This window comes from Shigella sp. SIG6, assembly GCF_053555815.1.
In genome coordinates this window covers 1-19265 of the sequence record NZ_JBQZXC010000070.1, presented here as the reverse complement: position 1 = coordinate 19265, position 19265 = coordinate 1, and the positions used below count along the sequence as shown (strand labels likewise).

At 49.7% G+C, this 19265-nt stretch carries 17 protein-coding genes and 1 pseudogene; 10 read left to right on the top strand and 8 right to left on the bottom strand.

What is annotated here, in order from left to right; all coding sequences use genetic code 11:
- Positions 1 to 58 precede the first annotated feature (58 nt).
- Complete coding sequence (mobB, locus tag ACUU1M_RS12650; protein ID WP_000907614.1) at positions 59 to 586, bottom strand: molybdopterin-guanine dinucleotide biosynthesis protein MobB; 528 nt, start codon at positions 584 to 586, stop codon at positions 59 to 61.
- The gene (gene mobA / locus ACUU1M_RS12645) at positions 568 to 1152 is read right to left on the bottom strand and encodes a molybdenum cofactor guanylyltransferase MobA (protein WP_001052156.1); all 585 of its coding nucleotides are present in this window, start codon (positions 1150 to 1152) and stop codon (positions 568 to 570) included. Before mobA ends, mobB begins: the two co-directional genes overlap by 19 nt.
- Before the next feature lie 69 nt (positions 1153 to 1221).
- Here mobA and ACUU1M_RS12640 point away from each other — a divergent pair, with 69 nt between their 5' ends.
- From ACUU1M_RS12640 to ACUU1M_RS12625, 4 genes are all read left to right on the top strand, one after another.
- Positions 1222 to 1491 carry a YihD family protein gene (locus ACUU1M_RS12640; RefSeq protein WP_005052859.1) on the top strand — a complete coding sequence of 90 codons (270 nt, stop codon included), beginning with the start codon at positions 1222 to 1224 and terminating at the stop codon, positions 1489 to 1491.
- Positions 1492 to 1567: 76 nt separating this feature from the next.
- Positions 1568 to 2554 (top strand): stress response kinase SrkA, encoded by a 987-nt coding sequence (gene srkA, locus ACUU1M_RS12635; RefSeq protein WP_001065534.1) that lies wholly within the window; start codon positions 1568 to 1570, stop codon positions 2552 to 2554.
- 16 nt (positions 2555 to 2570) lie between these two features.
- Complete coding sequence (gene dsbA / locus ACUU1M_RS12630; protein WP_000725337.1) at positions 2571 to 3197, top strand: thiol:disulfide interchange protein DsbA; 627 nt, start codon at positions 2571 to 2573, stop codon at positions 3195 to 3197.
- Between the two features lie 154 nt (positions 3198 to 3351).
- On the top strand, positions 3352 to 4782 hold the full coding sequence (locus ACUU1M_RS12625) for a YdgA family protein (protein WP_005077454.1): 1431 nt from the start codon (positions 3352 to 3354) through the stop codon (positions 4780 to 4782).
- A gap of 40 nt (positions 4783 to 4822) precedes the next feature.
- Here the strand turns inward: ACUU1M_RS12625 and ACUU1M_RS12620 are convergent, their stop codons facing one another.
- Positions 4823 to 5755 carry an acyltransferase gene (locus ACUU1M_RS12620; protein ID WP_001313432.1) on the bottom strand — a complete coding sequence of 311 codons (933 nt, stop codon included), beginning with the start codon at positions 5753 to 5755 and terminating at the stop codon, positions 4823 to 4825.
- Between the two features lie 363 nt (positions 5756 to 6118).
- On the opposite strand from ACUU1M_RS12620, the gene polA reads away from it, so the two are divergent.
- Together polA and ACUU1M_RS12610 are read left to right on the top strand one after the other, a co-directional pair.
- Positions 6119 to 8905: a DNA polymerase I gene (gene polA, locus ACUU1M_RS12615; RefSeq protein ID WP_152028965.1), complete on the top strand. Its 2787-nt coding sequence runs from the start codon at positions 6119 to 6121 to the stop codon at positions 8903 to 8905.
- Between the two features lie 165 nt (positions 8906 to 9070).
- Entirely contained in the window at positions 9071 to 9118 is a 48-nt protein-coding gene (locus ACUU1M_RS12610) for a spot 42 RNA, inhibition of DNA synthesis (RefSeq protein ID WP_071892919.1), read from the top strand.
- A gap of 168 nt (positions 9119 to 9286) precedes the next feature.
- Here the strand turns inward: ACUU1M_RS12610 and yihA are convergent, their stop codons facing one another.
- The gene (gene yihA / locus ACUU1M_RS12605) at positions 9287 to 9919 is read right to left on the bottom strand and encodes a ribosome biogenesis GTP-binding protein YihA/YsxC (protein ID WP_000183349.1); all 633 of its coding nucleotides are present in this window, start codon (positions 9917 to 9919) and stop codon (positions 9287 to 9289) included.
- A 296-nt stretch (positions 9920 to 10215) separates the two neighbouring features.
- On the opposite strand from yihA, the pseudogene ACUU1M_RS12600 reads away from it, so the two are divergent.
- From ACUU1M_RS12600 to hemN, 3 genes and pseudogenes are all read left to right on the top strand, one after another.
- Positions 10216 to 10382 (top strand): annotated as a pseudogene (locus ACUU1M_RS12600) (hypothetical protein).
- A 118-nt stretch (positions 10383 to 10500) separates the two neighbouring features.
- Entirely contained in the window at positions 10501 to 11010 is a 510-nt protein-coding gene (yihI, locus tag ACUU1M_RS12595; RefSeq protein ID WP_005077450.1) for a Der GTPase-activating protein YihI, read from the top strand.
- 188 nt (positions 11011 to 11198) lie between these two features.
- Positions 11199 to 12572, top strand: a complete 1374-nt coding sequence (gene hemN, locus ACUU1M_RS12590; protein WP_000116079.1) for an oxygen-independent coproporphyrinogen III oxidase — start codon at positions 11199 to 11201, stop codon at positions 12570 to 12572.
- 185 nt (positions 12573 to 12757) lie between these two features.
- Here the strand turns inward: hemN and ACUU1M_RS12585 are convergent, their stop codons facing one another.
- The 4 genes from ACUU1M_RS12585 to glnA all read right to left on the bottom strand — a co-directional run bounded on the left by ACUU1M_RS12585 (position 12758) and on the right by glnA (position 17032).
- A complete protein-coding gene (locus ACUU1M_RS12585; protein ID WP_000893994.1) occupies positions 12758 to 12868 on the bottom strand; it encodes a YshB family small membrane protein in 111 nt (36 codons plus the stop codon).
- A 111-nt stretch (positions 12869 to 12979) separates the two neighbouring features.
- Positions 12980 to 14389: a nitrogen regulation protein NR(I) gene (gene glnG, locus ACUU1M_RS12580; protein WP_005052855.1), complete on the bottom strand. Its 1410-nt coding sequence runs from the start codon at positions 14387 to 14389 to the stop codon at positions 12980 to 12982.
- Positions 14390 to 14400: 11 nt separating this feature from the next.
- The gene (gene glnL / locus ACUU1M_RS12575) at positions 14401 to 15450 is read right to left on the bottom strand and encodes a nitrogen regulation protein NR(II) (protein WP_000190577.1); all 1050 of its coding nucleotides are present in this window, start codon (positions 15448 to 15450) and stop codon (positions 14401 to 14403) included.
- 172 nt (positions 15451 to 15622) lie between these two features.
- A complete protein-coding gene (glnA, locus tag ACUU1M_RS12570) occupies positions 15623 to 17032 on the bottom strand; it encodes a glutamate--ammonia ligase (RefSeq protein WP_001271717.1) in 1410 nt (469 codons plus the stop codon).
- Positions 17033 to 17405: 373 nt separating this feature from the next.
- On the opposite strand from glnA, the gene typA reads away from it, so the two are divergent.
- Positions 17406 to 19229 carry a ribosome-dependent GTPase TypA gene (gene typA, locus ACUU1M_RS12565; protein WP_000570668.1) on the top strand — a complete coding sequence of 608 codons (1824 nt, stop codon included), beginning with the start codon at positions 17406 to 17408 and terminating at the stop codon, positions 19227 to 19229.
- Positions 19230 to 19265 lie beyond the last annotated feature (36 nt).

Below are 19265 nucleotides of genomic sequence, written 5' to 3'. Positions count from 1 at the left end.
CTGGTGCAGAAAAAGGTCGGATGCGACACTGGCTGCGTCTGATCCAGCCTACTCTTGCTTATCCGTTCTGCTTTTGCATCCACTCCACCACAAAATCAGCCAGCCCCTCAACATCATTAATATCCAGTAATGCGACATCAAGATTAAGCGGCACATCACTGGCTACAGCAATAACATGCCTGTCTATCACTAATTCTTCAGGTCGATGTCCGGCTCCATCGCGAAACAGCACAATCTTTGCGATCTCTTCATGCTTAAACCCTTCGACCAGAATCAAATCCAGCTTTGAGGTATCCATTCGACTTGCGAGAAAATGTAGATCCAGCTCTTCTTCGTCTGGTGTTTCCGTCATCAAGGCCCATCGTTGCTGGCTGGCAACGATGGTTTGTGCCGCGCCAGCCTTGCGCAGCTCATAGCTATCTTTGCCTGGCTTATCAACATCCATATCATGGTGCGTATGCTTAATCAGCCCCGGACGGATCCCTCTGGCGCATAATGCCGGGATCAGTTTTTTCAAAAGCGTAGTTTTTCCGGTACCACTCCACGCGGCAAAGGCGAGTAACGGTATCATCGTTTTTCCTGCCATCGGGCAAGCTCCTCTGGCGTATTCACGTTAACAAATGCATCTTTATGATCGCTGAAATCAACCGCATGACCGCCAGCCAGACGCATAAATGCCATTACCCGGCGTTCTCCTGCTTGCAGATATTCCAGTAATAAAGGCTCAATAGCGCGGTTTACCAGAGCAATAGTCGGGTGATCGCGTTCACCGTCATGGACCCACACGACAGGCGCATCTTTGCGCTGATGATTAAGCCGGGCGGCTAAATCATGGGGAATGTAAGGCGTATCGCACGGACAAAACAAAAACCACTCACCAGCTTCCTGCTGCATTACTGAAAGCATTCCTGCCAGAGGGCCTGGGTAATCCGCCAGTGAATCTTCAATCACTTTCAGACCGCCTGCCTGATAGATTTCCTGATGACGATTAGCATTAACCACGACGTGAGAGAGCTGCGTCTTAAGCGCGTCAGCGACATGTTGCCACAGCGGTTTGCCATTTAAGTCCAGCAATCCTTTATCTACGCCGCCCATTCGTCTGGCTTTACCGCCTGCCAGCACAACGCCTGTTATCGTCGTCATCAGATTCACCGATATCGCCTCTTTTATTGTGGGATTGACCCTGCTAACGTGTCTGTCTCAAGAGTAAGGAGCATTACTATGAAATGTAAACGTCTGAATGAAGTTATTGAACTCCTCCAGCCAGCCTGGCAAAAAGAGCCAGACTTTAACTTGTTGCAATTTTTGCAGAAACTGGCGAAAGAGTCAGGTTTTGACGGCGAACTGGCGGATTTGACGGATGACATTCTGATCTATCACCTGAAAATGCGTGATTCCGCGAAAGATGCGGTGATCCCGGGTTTGCAGAAAGATTATGAAGAAGACTTCAAAACGGCGCTGTTACGCGCTCGCGGCGTAATTAAAGAGTAAAAGCTTGTAAGCGGCGCCACCAAAATCATCGTGAAATGATATCCTTCATCATTCGTAATGTTTTCCGGATGATGGGATGAACAACAGCGCTTTTACTTTCCAGACACTACACCCGGATACCATCATGGACGCTCTGTTTGAGCAAGGGATCCGGGTGGATTCCGGTCTTACCCCGCTTAACAGCTATGAAAACCGTGTCTATCAATTTCAGGACGAAGAGCGTCGACGTTTTGTCGTCAAATTTTATCGCCCTGAACGTTGGACAGCCGATCAAATCCTCGAAGAACATCAATTTGCGTTGCAGCTGGTAAATGATGAAGTTCCGGTCGCAGCACCTGTGGCCTTTAACGGTCAGACTTTATTGAATCATCAGGGATTTTATTTCGCTGTTTTTCCAAGCGTCGGTGGTCGCCAGTTCGAAGCTGATAATATCGATCAGATGGAAGCGGTTGGGCGTTATTTAGGGCGTATGCACCAGACGGGGCGCAAACAGCTTTTTATTCATCGCCCGACCATCGGTCTGAATGAATATCTCATTGAGCCTCGCAAGCTGTTTGAGGACGCTACACTGATACCTTCCGGGTTGAAAGCGGCATTTCTGAAAGCGACAGATGAGCTGATCGCCGCCGTTACAGCACACTGGCGGGAAGATTTCACCGTTCTGCGGCTACATGGAGACTGCCACGCCGGGAATATTCTCTGGCGCGATGGTCCAATGTTTGTTGATCTGGATGATGCACGTAATGGTCCAGCTATTCAGGATTTGTGGATGTTGCTCAATGGCGATAAAGCCCAGCAGCGGATGCAACTGGAAACTATTATTGAAGCTTATGAAGAATTTAGCGAGTTCGACACCGCTGAAATCGGACTGATTGAACCTTTACGCGCCATGCGTTTGGTTTATTATCTTGCCTGGCTAATGCGGCATTGGGCTGATCCCGCGTTCCCGAAAAATTTCCCGTGGTTAACCGGGGAAGATTACTGGCTACGACAGACGGCGACTTTTATAGAACAGGCAAAAGTTCTACAAGAACCCCCTTTGCAATTAACACCTATGTATTAATCGGAGAGAGTAGATCATGAAAAAGATTTGGCTGGCGCTGGCTGGTTTAGTTTTAGCGTTTAGCGCATCGGCGGCGCAGTATGAAGATGGTAAACAGTACACTACCCTGGAAAAACCGGTAGCTGGCGCGCCGCAAGTGCTGGAGTTTTTCTCTTTCTTCTGCCCGCACTGCTATCAGTTTGAAGAAGTTCTGCATATTTCTGATAATGTGAAGAAAAAACTGCCGGAAGGCGTGAAGATGACTAAATACCACGTCAACTTCATGGGTGGTGACCTGGGCAAAGATCTGACTCAGGCATGGGCTGTGGCGATGGCGCTGGGCGTGGAAGACAAAGTGACTGTTCCGCTGTTTGAAGGCGTACAGAAAACCCAGACCATTCGTTCAGCATCTGATATCCGCGATGTATTTATCAATGCAGGTATTAAAGGTGAAGAGTACGACGCGGCGTGGAACAGCTTCGTGGTGAAATCTCTGGTCGCTCAGCAGGAAAAAGCCGCAGCTGATGTGCAATTGCGTGGTGTTCCGGCGATGTTTGTTAACGGTAAATATCAGCTGAATCCGCAGGGTATGGATACCAGCAATATGGATGTTTTTGTTCAGCAGTATGCTGATACGGTGAAATATCTGTCCGAGAAAAAATAATTCAATGTAAATTACATAAAGCCCGTGAATATTCACGGGCTTTTTTTATTATTTAATAAATATAAATACATTCTGATAATGCATCCTGCCGCTGGACATTATTTCAGCATAAGTGGATATTCAAAGTTTTGCTGTTTTATCAGGGAATATTTATATGATACGTAAGTCAGCTACAGGTGTTATTGTTGCGTTAGCCGTAATCTGGGGTGGTGGCACATGGTACACAGGTACGCAAATTCAGCCTGGTATCGAAAAGTTTATTAAAGATTTTAACGATGCGAAAAAGAAAGGTGAACATGCCTACGATATGACGTTAAGTTATAAAAACTTTGACAAAGGCTTTTTTAATTCCCGTTTTCAAATGCAAATGACATTCGATAACGGTGCACCCGATCTCAATATCAAGCCAGGCCAGAAAGTTGTATTTGATGTGGATGTTGAGCACGGTCCGTTGCCCATCACAATGTTAATGCATGGTAATGTCATCCCAGCACTGGCAGCGGCAAAAGTGAACTTAGTGAATAATGAAATGACACAACCGCTATTTATCGCCGCGAAAAATAAATCGCCCGTGGAAGCGACATTGCGATTCGCGTTTGGTGGCTCATTCTCTACGACATTAGATGTTGCCCCTGCAGAGTATGGAAAGTTTTCTTTTGGTGAGGGCCAGTTTACTTTTAATGGTGATGGTAGTTCATTGTCTAACCTGGATATTGAAGGCAAAGTCGAAGATATTGTTCTGCAATTATCACCAATGAACAAAGTAACGGCAAAAAGTTTTACCATTGATTCTCTGGCGCGATTAGAAGAAAAGAAATTTCCGGTTGGTGAAAGCGAGTCGAAATTTAATCAGATTAACATTATCAATCACGGGGAAGACGTTGCCCAAATCGATGCTTTCGTTGCAAAAACCAGGCTGGATCGCGTTAAAGACAAAGATTATATCAATGTCAATCTGACCTACGAACTTGATAAGTTAACAAAAGGGAATCAGCAACTCGGTAGTGGTGAGTGGTCATTGATTGCTGAATCTATTGATCCCTCAGCAGTGCGCCAATTTATCATCCAGTATAACATTGCGATGCAGAAGCAGCTTGCTGCACACCCTGAGTTAGCAAACGATGAAGTTGCTCTGCAAGAAGTGAATGCTGCATTGTTCAAAGAGTATTTACCGTTATTACAAAAAAGTGAGCCGACCATTAAACAACCGGTAAGATGGAAGAACGCACTCGGCGAACTAAATGCCAATCTGGATATCAGTATTGCCGACCCAGCCAAATCTTCATCATCCACAAACAAAGATATCAAATCGCTCAATTTTGATGTGAAGTTACCGCTTAATGTCGTCACAGAAACCGCAAAACAGCTTAATTTATCTGAAGGAATGGATGCGGAAAAAGCGCAAAAGCAGGCTGATAAACAAATCAGCGGGATGATGACATTAGGTCAGATGTTTCAGTTAATCACGATTGACAACAATACCGCCTCGCTGCAGCTGCGTTATACACCGGGTAAAGTTGTTTTTAACGGACAGGAGATGAGCGAAGAAGAATTTATGTCTCGTGCCGGACGTTTTGTTCATTAAAATACTCACTCGCCTCTGCTCATTCAGAGGCGAGTAAAACTTACTTATTCTGACGCTGTGATGACATGAGAGACGTCAGAAGCCGGTCTTTTTCCTGCCACAATGAGTTCAGCCATTGCTGAAAATGGCGCTTAAAGCTTTTGTCATTGATGTAGTCGCCATGTAACTCATCGGCAATAGGCTGTAAATCCACATGTACGACAATCCGCGTCAGTTTACCGCTTAACATATCGAAGAACGGCTGACGGTTATTGTCCGGATAACACAGCGTAACATTAAGCAGTTTATCGAATTGTTTACCCAGTACATTTAGCGCCATCGCAATGCCTGCCGCCTTTGGTGGCAACAAGTTTTGAAAAGTGGAGTGGGTTTGCTGATGTTTTTCTTGCGTGAAACGGGAGCCTTCAACGAAATTGACAATGGTGGTGGGATGCAGGCGAAACTTTTCACAAGAACGCCGAGTGGTTTCAACATCTTTACCACGTCGCTCCGGATGACGTAATAAATAAGCGCGGGAATAACGCTTCATAAACGGCATATCCAGCGCCCAGCACGCCAGGCCAAGAAATGGCACCCAGGCCAGCTGTTGCTTGAGGAAATATTTATTCATCGGAATGTGCTTACGAAACAGCACGCACAGTACGACAATATCTGCCCAACTACGGTGGTTACAAATAAGCAGATACCAGTTCTTCTTACTTAACCCTTCCAGCCCGTGAACTTCCCATTGCAGGTGTGGGTTCAGATGCAGTAATACCGCCAGACCTTCACACCAGCAATACATCATAAAATCACAAAAACGCGAAACCTTTCGCCAAATGACTGGCACAGGTAGCAATAGTTTTACAATCCCGGCAATGATGATCGGGACGGAACAAAAAATAGTGACCAAAATGGTCAATACGATACTCAGCAAAAGGGTTATCGCAGCGAGTATTCTCGTCATAATGAATTTATTCAAAAGGTTAGCCATAGACAGTGCACTAAAGAAGCGCAAGGCGCAGATTTTAGCAGAAAATGACCCAAATAACGGATGATCCTTAAGGAGAAAAATAATTCATATCTATCCACATTAGAAAAAATCACATTATCTCAATTATTAGGGATGGATTTATTTTTAACTGCATGAAAAACAAAGACAAACATCATGCTGTAAAAAGCATGATAATAAATTAAAAGCGATGTAAATAATTTATGCACAAAGTTATCCACATGACGATTTGCGAGCGATCCAGCAGATCTACAAAAGATTTTCACGAAAAGCGGTGAAAAACTCATGTTTTCATCCTGTCTGTGGCATCCTTTACCCATAATCTGATAAACAGGCACGGACATTATGGTTCAGATCCCCCAAAATCCACTTATCCTTGTAGATGGTTCATCTTATCTTTATCGCGCATATCACGCGTTTCCCCCGCTGACTAACAGCGCAGGCGAGCCGACCGGTGCGATGTATGGTGTCCTCAACATGCTGCGCAGTCTGATCATGCAATATAAACCGACGCATGCAGCGGTGGTCTTTGACGCCAAGGGAAAAACCTTTCGTGATGAACTGTTTGAACATTACAAATCACATCGCCCGCCAATGCCGGACGATCTGCGAGCACAAATCGAACCTCTGCACGCGATGGTTAAAGCGATGGGACTGCCGCTGCTGGCGGTTTCTGGCGTAGAAGCGGACGACGTTATCGGTACTCTGGCGCGCGAAGCCGAAAAAGCCGGGCGTCCGGTGCTGATTAGCACTGGCGATAAAGATATGGCGCAGCTGGTGACGCCAAATATTACGCTTATCAATACCATGACGAATACCATCCTCGGACCGGAAGAGGTGGTGAATAAGTACGGCGTGCCGCCAGAATTGATCATCGACTTCCTGGCGCTGATGGGTGACTCCTCTGATAACATTCCTGGCGTACCGGGCGTCGGTGAAAAAACCGCGCAGGCATTGCTGCAAGGTCTTGGCGGGCTGGATACGCTGTATGCCGAGCCAGAAAAAATTGCTGGGTTGAGCTTCCGTGGCGCGAAAACAATGGCAGCGAAGCTCGAGCAAAACAAAGAAGTTGCTTATCTCTCATACCAGTTGGCGACGATTAAAACCGATGTTGAACTGGAGCTGACCTGTGAACAACTGGAAGTGCAGCAACCGGCAGCGGAAGAGTTGTTGGGGCTGTTCAAAAAGTATGAGTTCAAACGCTGGACTGCTGATGTCGAAGCGGGCAAATGGTTACAGGCCAAAGGGGCAAAACCAGCCGCGAAGCCGCAGGAAACCAGTGTTGCAGACGAAGCGCCAGAAGTGACGGCAACGGTGATTTCTTATGACAACTACGTCACTATCCTTGATGAAGAAACACTGAAAGCGTGGATTGCGAAGCTGGAAAAAGCGCCGGTATTTGCATTTGATACCGAAACCGACAGCCTTGATAACATCTCTGCTAACCTGGTCGGGCTTTCTTTTGCTATCGAGCCAGGCGTAGCGGCATATATTCCGGTTGCTCATGATTATCTTGATGCGCCCGATCAAATCTCTCACGAGCGTGCACTCGAGTTGCTAAAACCGCTGCTGGAAGATGAAAAGGCGCTGAAGGTCGGGCAAAACCTGAAATACGATCGCGGTATTCTGGCGAATTACGGCATTGAACTGCGTGGGATTGCGTTTGATACCATGCTGGAGTCCTACATTCTCAATAGCGTTGCCGGGCGTCACGATATGGACAGCCTCGCGGAACGTTGGTTGAAGCACAAAACCATCACTTTTGAAGAGATTGCGGGTAAAGGCAAAAATCAACTGACCTTTAACCAGATTGCCCTCGAAGAGGCCGGACGTTACGCCGCCGAAGATGCAGATGTCACCTTGCAGTTGCATCTGAAAATGTGGCCGGATCTGCAAAAACACAAAGGGCCGTTGAACGTCTTCGAGAATATCGAAATGCCGCTGGTGCCGGTGCTTTCACGCATTGAACGTAACGGTGTGAAGATCGATCCGAAAGTGCTGCACAATCATTCTGAAGAGCTCACCTTGCGTCTGGCTGAGCTGGAAAAGAAAGCGCATGAAATTGCAGGTGAAGAATTTAACCTTTCTTCCACCAAGCAGTTGCAAACCATTCTGTTTGAAAAACAGGGTATTAAACCGCTGAAGAAAACGCCGGGTGGCGCGCCGTCAACGTCGGAAGAGGTACTGGAAGAACTGGCGCTGGACTACCCGTTGCCAAAAGTGATTCTGGAGTATCGTGGTCTGGCGAAGCTGAAGTCGACTTACACCGACAAGCTGCCGCTGATGATCAACCCGAAAACCGGGCGTGTGCATACCTCTTATCACCAGGCAGTAACTGCAACGGGACGTTTATCGTCAACCGATCCTAACCTGCAAAACATTCCGGTACGTAACGAAGAAGGTCGTCGTATCCGCCAGGCGTTTATTGCGCCAGAGGATTATGTGATTGTCTCAGCGGACTACTCGCAGATTGAACTGCGCATTATGGCGCATCTCTCGCGTGATAAAGGCTTGCTGACCGCATTCGCGGAAGGAAAAGATATCCACCGGGCAACGGCGGCAGAAGTGTTTGGTTTGCCACTGGAAACCGTCACCAGCGAGCAACGCCGTAGCGCGAAAGCGATCAACTTTGGTCTGATTTATGGCATGAGTGCTTTCGGTCTGGCGCGGCAATTGAACATTCCACGTAAAGAAGCGCAGAAGTACATGGACCTTTACTTCGAACGCTACCCTGGCGTGCTGGAGTATATGGAACGCACCCGTGCTCAGGCGAAAGAGCAGGGCTACGTTGAAACGCTGGACGGACGCCGTCTGTATCTGCCGGATATCAAATCCAGCAATGGTGCTCGTCGTGCAGCGGCTGAACGTACAGCCATTAACGCGCCAATGCAGGGAACCGCCGCCGACATTATCAAACGGGCGATGATTGCCGTTGATGCGTGGTTACAGGCTGAGCAACCGCGTGTACGTATGATCATGCAGGTACACGATGAACTGGTATTTGAAGTTCATAAAGATGATGTTGATGCCGTCGCGAAGCAGATTCATCAACTGATGGAAAACTGTACCCGTCTGGATGTGCCGTTGCTGGTGGAAGTGGGGAGTTGCGAAAACTGGGATCAGGCGCACTAAGATTCGCCTGAACATGCCCTTTTTTCGTAAGTAAGCAACATAAGCTGTCACGTTTTGTGATGGCTATTAGAAATTCCTATGCAACAACTGAAAAAAAATTACAAAAAGTGCTTTCTGAACTGAACAAAAAAGAGTAAAGTTAGTCGCGTAGGGTACAGAGGTAAGATGTTCTATCTTTCAGACCTTTTACTTCACGTAATCGGATTTGGCTGAATATTTTAGCCGCCCCAGTCAGTAATGACTGGGGCGTTTTTTATTGGGCGAAAGAAAAGATCCGTAATGCCTGATGCGCTATGTTTATCAGGCCAACGGTAGAATTGTAATCTATTGAATTTACGGGCCGGATACGCCACATCCGGCACAAGCATTAAGGCAAGAAAATTATTCGCCGTCCTGCGTTTCTTCTACAGGCTGCATCTCGCTAAACCAGGTATCCAGTTTCTGCCGCAGCTTGTCTACGCCTTGTTTCTTCAACGAAGAAAACGTTTCAACCTGCACATCACCGTTAAACGCCAGTACAGCTTCACGCACCATATTCAATTGCGCTTTACGTGCGCCGCTTGCCAGTTTGTCCGCTTTGGTCAGCAGCACCAGAACGGCGATATTGCTGTCTACCGCCCACTCAATCATCTGCTGATCCAAATCTTTCAGCGGATGGCGAATATCCATTAGCACCACCAGACCTTGCAGGCTCTGACGTTTTTCGAGGTATTCGCCGAGCGCACGCTGCCATTTGCGCTTCATCTCTTCCGGGACTTCCGCATAACCGTACCCAGGCAAGTCAACCAGACGCTTGCCGTCAGCCACTTCAAACAGGTTGATAAGCTGGGTGCGCCCTGGGGTTTTTGAGGTACGAGCTAGGCTTTTCTGGTTAGTCAGCGTGTTCAGCGCGCTGGATTTACCTGCGTTGGAACGGCCTGCAAAAGCCACTTCAATTCCGGTATCGGAAGGTAGGTGGCGAATATCAGGCGCACTCATCACAAAATGCGTCTGTTGATAATTCAAATTAGTCAAAGCGGTCGTCTCCGTCAGTCAAAGCTTTGTGGCGATTATACCTGAACCATAATAAAAGGCGGATTTTTCGGCGTGAGCGTTGTAAGTAAAAGCCATACGCTTTGTGAGACATTGCCGATAGTCTTTATGCGAAATAGCAGCGAAAACTCTGCGATGCATGTCAAATAAGCTATATAAATCAGTGAATTGCTTTTATATAAAACTCTGAAAATGTGCAAATACTGATGGCGGTTGATTGTTTGTTTAAAGCAAAGGCGTAAAGTAGCACCCATAGAGCGAGGACGCTAACAGGAACAATGACTCAGGATGAGGGTCAGGAGCGCCAGGAGGCGAAGACAGAGGATTGTCAGGAAGACAAACGTCCGGAGACGTAATTAAACGGAAATGGAATCAACACGGATTGTTCCGGCTAATGGAAAAACAGGGTGTGTTGGCGGCCTGCAAGGATTGTAAGACCCGTTAAGGGTTATGAGTCAGGAAAAAAGGCGACAGAGTAATCTGTCGCCTTTTTTCTTTGCTTGCTTTCTGTTAGATTCCGCCGCAAATCTATACTGAATAAAACGGCTAAAAGACGAACCATTATGAAACCATCATCTTCAAACTCACGCAGCAAAGGTCATGCAAAAGCGCGTCGAAAAACACGCGAGGAGCTGGATCAGGAAGCTCGTGACCGTAAGCGTCAGAAAAAACGTCGTGGTCATGCGCCGGGCAGCCGCGCAGCGGGCGGAAACACCACGTCAGGCAGCAAAGGCCAGAACGCACCAAAAGATCCACGTATTGGCAGTAAAACCCCTATTCCATTGGGAGTGACTGAAAAAGTCACCAAACAGCACAAACCGAAGAGTGAGAAACCTATGCTTTCACCGCAGGCGGAGTTGGAATTACTGGAAACGGATGAGCGTCTGGATGCGCTGCTGGAACGTCTGGAAGCAGGCGAAACCCTGAGCGGCGAAGAGCAATCCTGGGTGGATGCTAAACTGGATCGTATTGATGAGTTGATGCAGAAACTCGGCCTCTCTTATGACGATGACGAAGAAGAGGAAGAAGACGAGAAGCAAGAAGACATGATGCGTCTGCTGCGGGGCAACTAACGGATTGCCGCCGTGGGCCTTCCCGTTCTGCTGATAACCCTTCCGGTTATATGTTATCTGGTGTGGTTATTCGTTAAACTACAGCGGTTGTCGCGGCGACAAAAGTGGCTGCGCAACCGGCTGATGACCCGAAACGGGCATCCGCCGGTACGCCGTAGCCGCCAGAGACGCCATCGGAAGGAGTGAGCATGTCTGTACAGCAAATCGACTGGGATCTGGCCCTGATCCAGAAATATAACTATTCCGGGCCACGATACACCTCGTACCCGACCGCGCTGGAGTTTTCAGAAGACTTCGGCGAACAGGCGTTTTTACAAGCCGTGGCGCGCTATCCTGAGCGTCCATTATCTCTCTACGTACATATCCCGTTCTGCCATAAGCTTTGTTACTTCTGCGGTTGCAATAAGATTGTTACTCGCCAGCAGCACAAGGCCGATCAGTATCTGGACGCGCTGGAGCAAGAAATCGTCCATCGTGCACCGCTGTTCGCCGGGCGTCACGTCAGCCAATTGCACTGGGGCGGCGGAACGCCGACGTATCTGAATAAAGCGCAAATCAGCCGTCTGATGAAGCTGCTGCGCGAAAACTTCCATTTCAATACCGATGCGGAGATTTCGATCGAAGTCGATCCGCGGGAAATCGAACTGGATGTACTCGATCATTTACGCGCCGAAGGCTTTAATCGCCTGAGCATGGGCGTGCAGGACTTCAACAAAGAAGTGCAACGTCTGGTTAACCGCGAGCAGGATGAAGAGTTCATCTTTGCACTGCTTAACCATGCGCGTGAGATTGGTTTTACCTCCACCAACATCGACCTGATTTACGGCCTGCCGAAACAGACGCCGGAGAGTTTCGCCTTTACCCTGAAACGTGTGGCGGAGCTGAACCCCGATCGTCTGAGCGTTTTTAACTACGCGCATCTGCCGACCATTTTTGCTGCTCAGCGCAAAATCAAAGATGCTGACCTGCCGAGCCCGCAGCAAAAACTCGATATCCTGCAGGAAACCATCGCCTTCCTGACGCAATCGGGCTATCAGTTTATCGGTATGGATCACTTTGCCCGTCCTGATGACGAGCTGGCGGTGGCCCAGCGTGAAGGCGTGCTGCATCGTAACTTCCAGGGCTACACCACTCAGGGCGATACCGATCTGCTGGGGATGGGCGTTTCCGCCATCAGCATGATTGGCGACTGCTACGCGCAGAACCAGAAAGAGTTGAAGCAGTACTATCAGCAAGTGGATGAACAAGGCAATGCGCTGTGGCGTGGTATTGCGCTAACGCGTGATGACTGTATTCGCCGCGATGTGATTAAGTCGCTCATCTGCAACTTCCGTCTGGATTACGCCCCTCTTGAGAAACAGTGGGATTTGTACTTCGCTGATTACTTTGCGGAAGATCTCAAGCTGCTCGCCCCGTTAGCAAAAGATGGGCTGGTGGATGTGGATGAGAAGGGAATACAGGTGACGGCGAAAGGTCGCTTGCTGATCCGCAACATTTGCATGTGCTTTGATACCTATCTGCGCCAGAAAGCGCGGATGCAGCAGTTCTCACGGGTGATTTAAAGAGTGAATGGCGCTTCGTTTACAAAGTAGAAAACGAAAGTGCCATCAATGTGCTGAGAACAAGATTGCCTGATGCGCTGGGCAACAAAACCTGTTGAAATTATTGCTTTTGTAGGCCTGATGCGACGCTGGTCGCGTCTTATCAGGCCTACGACTTTCTCCGCATCCGGCATAAACAACGAGCTTCAGCTAAACAGCCCAATCATCGCGGCACACAGCACGGCAGCAACGGCAGTTTGCGGTGTGTGGCTGTCAACTGCCCCACTCGATACCAGATTAATTATTGATTCCAGCATAATGACTCTCCCCGTTTTCCGGGCAAGATCATACTGAACTTATCGGAACAGTAAAGCGCAAAATACCAGCAATTTGCGCTCAATAATCAATCTTTACACACAAGCCGTGAATCACTCCATCCCCAGCTCTTTTAACTTACGCGTCAGAGTGTTGCGGCCCCAGCCGAGTAGCCGCGCCGCTTCCTGTTTATGCCCCTGCGTATGTCGCAACGCGGTCGTCAGTAACGTCCGCTCCAGCTCTGGCTGCGCTTCGGAAAGCAGATTTTGATGACCGGAACGCAGCGCTCTGTCTGCCCACTGCGCTAAAAGTGTCGCCCAACTGTCCGGTTGCATTTGCGAAGTACTCTCCGCAACCGTTGATTCAAACAGTTCGCCGGGCAAATCCTGAATCAACACTTCCTGCCCGGCGGCCATCACCGTTAGCCAGCGGCAGGTGTTTTCCAGCTGGCGCACGTTGCCTGGCCACGCCAGACGCGTCAGAGCAGCTTCGGTTTCCGGATGCAGCAACTTCGCTTCTACGCCCAGTTCGCGCGCGGCAACCTGTAAAAAATGGCGCGCCAGACGGGGAATATCTTCCCGACGTTCGCGCAGCGGCGGCAGATGAACGCGGATAACGTTCAGGCGGTGGAACAGATCCTCACGGAACTTACCTTCCTGCACCCGCTGTTCAAGATTCTGGTGAGTGGCAGCGATAATCCGCACATCCACTTTCACCGGCGCATAGCCGCCAACGCGATAAAACTGACCGTCTGCCAGCACGCGCAGCAAACGCGTCTGCACATCCAGCGGCATATCACCAATTTCGTCGAGAAATAACGTGCCGCCATCGGCCTGTTCAAAACGCCCCTGACGAATGGTATTCGCGCCAGTAAACGCGCCTTTCTCGTGGCCAAACAGTTCTGATTCGATCAAATCTTTTGGGATAGCTGCCATATTCAGCGCGATAAACGGCGCTTTGGTGCGCGGACTGTGGCGATGCAGGGCATGAGCGACCAGTTCTTTACCGGTGCCGGATTCGCCGTTAATCAGCACGCTAATAGAAGAACGCGAAAGCCGACCGATAATACGGAACACGTCCTGCATGGCTTGCGCTTCGCCGATGATATCGGTCGTTGGGCCGTTAAGCTGAATATTACGCGGCTGCTGCTGTTCCTGGTAATGACTGATAGCGCGCTCAACCAGCGCCACTGCTTCGTCGATATCAAACGGTTTGGGCAGATAATCAAACGCCCCTTGTTGATAGGCGCTGACGGCAGCATCCAGATCGGAATGTGCGGTCATAATGATGACCGGAAGCATTGGATGGCGCTGTTTAATCTGCTTGAGCAGCGCCAGCCCGTCCATTCCCGGCATACGGATATCTGAAAGCAGCACATCCGGCGTTTTGCTCGCCAGCGCCTCCAGTACTTCCGCGCCGTTCTCAAATGTCGTACAGGTTAAACCCGCTCCAGCGAGCGCACGTTCAAGCACCCAACGGATGGAACTATCGTCATCGACTACCCAGACTATCCCTCGTTGCATAAACGTCACCTTTATTTCCTGATAGGCAGGTAAACCGAGAACTCGGTATGACCTGGCCAACTGGTAAATTCAATTTTGCCTGAATGCTGATCAATCAAATTACGGGCGATGGATAAGCCAAGCCCGGTGCCACCTTCGCGGCCGCTGACCATCGGGTAAAACAGCGTATCCTGCAAATGAGGCGGAATGCCCGGCCCGTTATCTTCCACATCAATCCGCGCCGCCAGCCGGTAGCGCTCGCCGTGTAAGGTCAGTTGAAACGCGGTGCGGGTACGCAGAATGATTTCACCGCCTTCCGGCCCCAGCGCCTGTAGCGCATTGCGCACAATATTCAGCAAGACCTGTTCAATTTGATCCGGGTCGTGCGCCAGTTCCGGCAGGCTGGGATCGTAATCACGAATCAACCGCACGTTGTCCGGCAGTTCCATCGACACCAGCGTTACCACGCGTTCAGCCACTTTGTGAATACTTTCGGTAACGCGCGTACCGGGCAGCTGCGGCCCCAACAGACGGTCGACCAAATTTCGCAGCCGGTCCGCCTGTTCGATAATCACTTTGGTATATTCGAGTAGTGATGGGTCAGGTAACGCTTTGCTGAGTAACTGCGCCGCGCCACGTAAACCGCCAAGCGGATTTTTAATCTCATGTGCCAGGCCGCGCACTAAATCACGGGCAGCTACTTGTTGAGCATGTTGTAGTTGTTCCTGGCTTAAGCGGCGCTGGTTATCCATCGGTGCCATCTCCAGCAGGATCATGCCGTCCGGCATACGCTGGGCCGTCACAGAAAGGATATGCGAGCGACCATCGATGACCAGCGTCACTTCGTTATCGGTAAAGCCTTGCCCCGCCTCCAGACTTTCTTGCATCAGCTCGATATTTAATGAGAAGTAGCTCAACAGTTCCGGTAACGGCGTACCAAACAATTTGCGGGAGCTTTGGGCGAGCAGTTGTTGCGCGGCGGGGTTGGCGTAATGGATCGCCAGATTGTCATCAATTAACAAAATACTGTTAATCAGCGAGTTGAGGATCTGCCCAGCATCGGGCTGCGTGCCTGTTGCCATAAAGCAGTCTCCTGAACAGGTTGCACCATTTTAGTGCATTATAGCTTTTTACGGATAAAAAGCGCGAAGCATCAGAGAATTGACGGAGAAAAAAGCCCATGCAGAGATGGGCTGAAAGTTTCCACGGCAACTAAATCCCGGCGTTGTGCGCCGGGTAGTACAACTTCAACTATTAGACGCTGTAGTACAGCTCAAACTCTACCGGATGCGGAGTCATACGCACGCGGTCATCTTCTTCGCGACGCAGAGCGATGTACGCATCGATCGCTTCATCCGTGAACACGCCACCGGCTTTCAGGAACTCGCGGTCCAGATCCAGTTCGTTCAGTGCTTCTTCCAGAGAGCCTGCAACCTGTGGGATCTCTTTCGCTTCTTCTGGCGGCAGGTCATACAGGTTTTTGTCCATGGCTTCGCCCGGATGGATCTTGTTCTTGATACCATCAAGACCGGCCATCAGCAGGGCAGCAAAGCACAGGTACGGGTTAGCTGCCGGATCCGGGAAACGTACTTCGATACGACGTGCTTTCGGAGAAGAAACCACCGGAATACGGATAGACGCAGAACGGTTACGCGCAGAGTAAGCCAGCATTACCGGTGCTTCGTAGCCCGGGACCAGACGCTTATAAGAGTTGGTGGTCGGGTTTGCCAGGGCGTTAATCGCTTTAGCGTGTTTGATTACGCCGCCAATGTAGTACAGCGCCTGCTCAGACAGACCTGCGTATTTGTCGCCTGCGAACAGGTTAACGCCGTTTTTAGACAGAGACATGTGGCAGTGCATACCGGAGCCGTTATCACCGAACATCGGTTTTGGCATAAAGGTCGCGGTTTTACCGAAGCGGTGCGCTACGTTATGCACGACATATTTGTAGATCTGAATTTCGTCAGCTTTTTTGGTCATGGTATTGAAGCGGGTAGCCACTTCGTTCTGACCAGCAGTCGCTACTTCGTGGTGATGGGCTTCAACCACCAGACCCATCTGTTCCATCACCAGACACATTTCAGAACGAATATCCTGAGCAGAGTCTACCGGCGGAACCGGGAAGTAACCGCCTTTCACTGCCGGACGGTGACCTTTGTTACCACCTTCGTATTGGGTGGAGGAGTTCCATGCGCCTTCGATATCGTCGATAGCAACGTGGGAACCGGAGATAGATGATCCGAAACGGATGTCATCGAACAGGAAGAATTCAGGTTCTGGCCCGAACAGTACGGTGTCGGCAATGCCAGTGGAACGCAGGTAATCTTCGGCGCGCTTCGCAATAGAGCGCGGGTCACGGTCATAGCCTTGCAGGGTGCCAGGTTCAAGGATGTCGCAACGGATAATCAGGGTGGAGTCGGCGAAGAACGGGTCAATCACTGCGGTGGATGCGTCTGGCATCAGCACCATGTCGGATTCGTTAATGCCTTTCCAGCCGCCAATCGAGGAGCCGTCAAACATTTTGCCTTCTTCGAAGAATTCAGCATTCACCTGATGAGCAGGGATAGTGACGTGTTGTTCTTTACCTTTGGTATCGGTGAAGCGCAAATCAACAAACTTCACTTCGTGCTCGTTCAGCATCGTCAGTACGTGTTCAGCGGACATACTTTAACTCTCCTGGATTGGTCATTGTCGTCGTGGTAACGAAATCTGCAATTATTTTGGCCGTGTCGCCGTAAATAAAGATAAAGCGAAATCTGTGCCAACTTTTAAATTGCCCCTAAAAGGCGTTATCATGCTTAACATCGTGCAAAAGGGCTGCACCATGATGTGAATGTTGCACCAATATAGTGCTTCAATGGAAACATTAAGCACCATATTGGTGCAATGACCTTTGGATAACCCTTTTTATGCTCCGTGAAAGCGATCACAAAGGGACTCTGCAATACTTGTTTGCGGAGGATGTTTGTGATCCTGTTTTGTAGTGCGATTAATCCGTGTACAATAACGCGCTATTTCTAATGCCTGAGGCAAAGTTGTGATCGAAAAATTGCGTAATATCGCCATCATCGCGCACGTAGACCATGGTAAAACCACCCTGGTAGACAAGCTGCTCCAACAATCCGGTACGTTCGACTCTCGTGCCGAAACCCAAGAGCGCGTGATGGACTCCAACGATTTGGAGAAAGAGCGTGGGATTACCATCCTCGCGAAAAACACCGCTATCAAATGGAATGATTACCGTATCAACATCGTTGATACCCCGGGGCACGCCGACTTCGGTGGTGAAGTTGAACGTGTAATGTCCATGGTAGACTCAGTGCTGCTGGTGGTTGACGCATTTGACGGCCCGATGCCGCAAACGCGCTTCGTAACCAAAAAAGCGTTTGCTTACGGCCTGAAGCCGATTGTTGTTATCAACAAAGTTGACCGCCCTGGCGCGCGTCCTGATTGGGTTGTGGATCAGGTATTCGATCTGTTCGTTAACCTCGACGCGACCGACGAGCAGCTGGACTTCCCGATCGTTTACGCTTCTGCGCTGAACGGTATCGCGGGTCTGGACCATGAAGATATGGCGGAAGACATGACCCCGCTGTATCAGGCGATTGTTGACCACGTTCCTGCGCCGGACGTTGACCTTGACGGTCCGTTCCAGATGCAGATTTCTCAGCTCGATTACAACAGCTATGTTGGCGTTATCGGCATTGGCCGCATCAAGCGTGGTAAAGTGAAGCCGAACCAGCAGGTTACTATCATCGATAGCGAAGGCAAAACCCGTAACGCGAAAGTCGGTAAAGTGCTGGGCCACCTCGGTCTGGAACGTATCGAAACCGATCTGGCGGAAGCTGGCGATATCGTGGCGATCACGGGCCTGGGCGAACTGAACATTTCTGACACCGTTTGCGACACGCAAAACGTTGAAGCGCTGCCGGCACTCTCCGTTGATGAGCCGACCGTTTCTATGTTCTTCTGCGTTAACACCTCGCCGTTCTGCGGTAAAGAAGGTAAGTTCGTAACGTCTCGTCAGATCCTCGATCGTCTGAACAAAGAACTGGTACACAACGTTGCGCTGCGCGTAGAAGAAACCGAAGACGCCGATGCGTTCCGCGTTTCTGGTCGTGGTGAACTGCACCTCTCTGTTCTTATCGAAAACATGCGTCGTGAAGGCTTCGAACTGGCGGTATCCCGTCCGAAAGTAATCTTCCGTGAAATCGACGGTCGTAAACAAGAGCCGTATGAAAACGTGACGCTGGACGTTGAAGAACAGCATCAGGGTTCTGTGATGCAGGCGCTGGGCGAACGTAAAGGCGACCTGAAAAACATGAATCCAGACGGTAAAGGCCGCGTACGTCTCGACTACGTGATCCCAAGCCGTGGTCTGATTGGCTTCCGTTCTGAGTTCATGACCATGACTTCCGGTACTGGTCTGCTGTACTCCACCTTCAGCCACTACGACGACGTACGTCCGGGCGAAGTGGGTCAGCGTCAGAACGGTGTACTGATCTCTAACGGTCAGGGTAAAGCTGTCGCGTTCGCGCTGTTCGGTCTGCAGGATCGCGGTAAGCTGTTCCTCGGTCACGGTGCAGAAGTTTACGAAGGTCAGATTATCGGTATTCATAGCCGCTCTAACGACCTGACTGTAAACTGCCTGACCGGTAAGAAACTGACCAACATGCGTGCTTCCGGTACTGACGAAGCTGTTGTTCTGGTTCCGCCTATCCGCATGACTCTGGAACAAGCTCTGGAGTTCATCGATGATGACGAACTGGTAGAAGTGACTCCGACCTCTATCCGTATTCGTAAACGTCACCTGACGGAAAACGATCGTCGCCGCGCCAACCGCGCACCGAAAGACGATTAATTTCGTTTTTTAGTCATAAAAAACCTGCCAGCGATG